The organism is Micromonospora sp. KC213 (genome assembly GCF_004348325.1).
Classification (GTDB): domain Bacteria; phylum Actinomycetota; class Actinomycetes; order Mycobacteriales; family Micromonosporaceae; genus Micromonospora.
The window spans coordinates 1-3,225 of record NZ_SMKF01000302.1 but is presented as its reverse complement, the minus strand read 5'-3'; the positions used below and the strand labels follow the sequence as shown (position 1 = coordinate 3,225).

General features: G+C 60.6%; 1 protein-coding gene. It reads left to right on the top strand.

What is annotated here, in order from left to right; all coding sequences use genetic code 11:
- The coding region (locus E1166_RS30005) for a class I SAM-dependent methyltransferase (RefSeq protein WP_165944465.1) at positions 1 to 3,225 on the top strand (3,225 nt) is incomplete at both ends.

Genomic DNA, 3,225 nt, shown 5'->3' with positions numbered 1-3,225 from the left:
AGGTGAAGATCCGCGGTTTCCGGATAGAGCCGGGCGAGATCGAGGCGCAGTTGACGGCGCACGCCGACGTGCGCGAGGCGCTGGTTGTGGCGCGCGAGGACACACCAGGCGACAAACGCCTCGTCGCCTACGTGGTCCCGGCATCCACCTCAGGCCGGGATGTGGAGCGCGAGAGTCAAGCAGTGGCAGTGTGGGAACAAGTTTACCAAGAAGAAAACAGTAAACAGTCATCAGCTCCTCTTGGCGAGGATTTCCATGGCTGGAACAGCAGTTATGATGGTCAGCCGATCCCATTGGGCGAAATGGAAGAGTGGCGTGATGCCACTGTCGCCAGAATTCTGGAACTTCACCCGAAGAAAGTTCTGGAAATCGGAGTTGGCACAGGGTTGCTCCTTTCGCGCCTTGCCCCTCGGTGCACGGAATATTGGGGTATCGACTTTTCTCAAAGAGTCATCGACAGGCTGCGGGATCAGGTTGCCGCAATACCGAACTTGTCACGCCGCACTCATCTTCGTTGCCAGCAGGCGAATGTAGCTGATGGGCTACCCGCAGGCTCATTCGATACTGTGGTGATCAACTCGGTTGCGCAGTATTTTCCGACTCCTGAGTATCTGGTTGATGTCGTACGTCAGGCGATGAACCTCTTGGGCCCCAACGGCACAGTGTTCCTGGGCGACATCCGCAGTCTGCCGCTGCATCGGACTTTCTGCACTGCCATCGAGCTGATGAACGCAACAGAGTCGATGGTGCCTGAGTCCATCCGCTCGGCTGTTGAGCGGCGTCTCCTGCTGGAGAAAGAACTTGTACTGGATCCACGCTTCTTTGTTGCGCTGCAAAGCGTTGTCGACGGCATTTCTGGGCTTGACATTCGCGTCAAGCAAGGGTTGGCGTCCAACGAGTTGACCCGGTACCGCTATGACGTTGTCCTGAGGAAGGGCGTCGGACAACAAAGTTCTGCAGCGGAGCTACCCAAGTTCTTCTGGGGCGATGGCATAAAGGACATCGAGTCATTTGCAGCTGTGGCGGCGAGCCACCCGAATGGCGTCCGCTTCTGCAACGTTCCGAACGCACGATTGTGGGACGATCTGCTTCTCATCGCCGACTATGATGGGTCGGATCTCTCAAGGTATATCGAGAACACCGGCCCTTACCTTGTTTCCGTTGAGAGTTTCAGTTCGCTCGGCAGAAGAACACGTCATCGTGTCGTTGCGACGTGGTCTCAGAGATCGCAGTACGGGGAGTTGGACATTGTCTTCTTGCCGCAGAAGTCTTCTGCGCTGACAGATGTCTATCTGCCGCAGCATGTCGCGGGCGAGTACACGAATTTTGTGAATAAGCCCTCAAAGTTCGAAGAAGTGAGTCAGTTTGCGGCGGAGTTGCGTTCGTTTTTGTTGTCGCGTTTGCCGGTGCATATGGTTCCGGCGGCGTTTGTGGTGCTTGACGTGTTGCCGTTGACGCCGAATGGGAAGGTGGATCGTCGGGGGTTGCCGGCGCCTGCGGGTGAGGCGTATGCGCGTGGTGTCGGTGAGGCGCCGGTGGGTGAGGTCGAGACGTTGCTGGCCGGCCTGTGGAGCGAGTTGCTGGGCGTCGAGCGGATCGGGCGGCGTGACAGTTTCTTCACTCTCGGCGGGCACTCGCTCCTGGCGGTGCGGCTTGTCAGTCGGGTTCGGCGGGAGTTCGGTGTGGAGCTGACGCTGGCGAAGGTTTTTGCTCAGCCGGTGTTGGTGGACATGGCCGCGGTGGTGGCTGACCTGGTCGGCGGGTCCGGTCGGGAGCTGCTGCCGGCGATCAGGCTTGTTGATCGCGGGGGCGTGCTGCCTTTGTCGTTCGCGCAGCAGCGTCTGTGGTTCTTGGGGCAGTTGGACGGGGTCAACGCGAGTTATCACATTCCGCTGGTCTTGCGCCTGCGTGGGCCCCTTGATCGCGTGGCGCTCCGTCGCAGCCTTGACAGGTTGTGGGCGCGTCATGAGGGGCTGCGTAGCGTGTTTGTCGCCGAAGGCGGCGAGCCGCATGTCGAGCTTCTGGATGCGGATGCTGGCTTCGGGTTGGTCGTGGATGATCTTCGCGGCGACGATGAGGCGCCGGCGCGCCTGGCAGAGCTTTGCAGGGAAACGGCGGGTGCCCCGTTCGATCTGGCGCGTGGCCCGCTTGTCCGGGGCCGGCTGATCCGGCTTGGCGACGAAGAGCATGTTCTTGCCGTGACGCAGCACCACATTGTTTCGGACGGCTGGTCGGTTGAGGTTTTTCTGCGTGAGCTGCGGATGTTGTATGCGGCGTTCGTGCGGGGCGAGGAAGACCCGCTGCCGGCGCTGCATGTGCAATACCCGGACTATGCGGTGTGGCAGCGCGAATGGCTGTCGGGAGAACGTCAGGCGTCGCAGGCGAGATACTGGGGTTCTGAACTGGCGAACGCGCCGGCGTTGCTGACGCTGCCGACGGATCGGGCGCGCCCGCCGCAGCGATCCTTCGCGGGCGCTCGTGTGGGTGTTCGGTTCGACCGTGAACTGACACGTGAGTTGAAGGCGCTGAGTGTTCGGCACGGGACGACGTTGTTCATGACGGTCTTGGCGGCGTGGGCGAGTGTTCTGTCGCGACTGTCGGGCCAGGACGATGTTGTTGTCGGCACGCCTGTTGCGAACCGTGGCCGGACGGAAACGGAGGGCCTGATCGGCTTCTTCGTGAACACGCTTGCGCTGCGGATTGATCTTTCGGGATCACCTGACGTCGAGACGCTTCTGTCGCAGGTTCGTTCGAAGGTTGTGTCGGGGCAGGATAATCAGGACCTTCCCTTCGAGCAGGTTGTCGAGATCGTTCAACCTGCCCGTCGCCTCGACCACACTCCGTTGTTCCAGGTGATGTTCTCCTGGGAGAACGAGGATGTTGTTGCTTCCACGACGCTTCATGGTCTTTCCGTGTCGCCGGTCGATACGGAGTATGAGGTCGCGAAGTTCGATCTCGATCTGGCTCTGGGGGAGGACGGTGATGAGATCGTCGGCGCTCTGGGCTATGCGACGGCACTGTTTGATGCGTCGACGATCGAACGTCACGCCGGCTATCTCGAAGCGGTGTTGCGTGGCTTCGTTGCGGACGCGGCATCCCCTGTCGGCCGCCTCGATTTGGTGGGTCCGCGGGAGCGCCGTCTTCTGCTGCAGGAGTGGAATGACACGGCGGTTGCCTTTGCTGATGAGGCGTGCGTGCATGAGATGTTCGAGGCTCAGGTGGCCC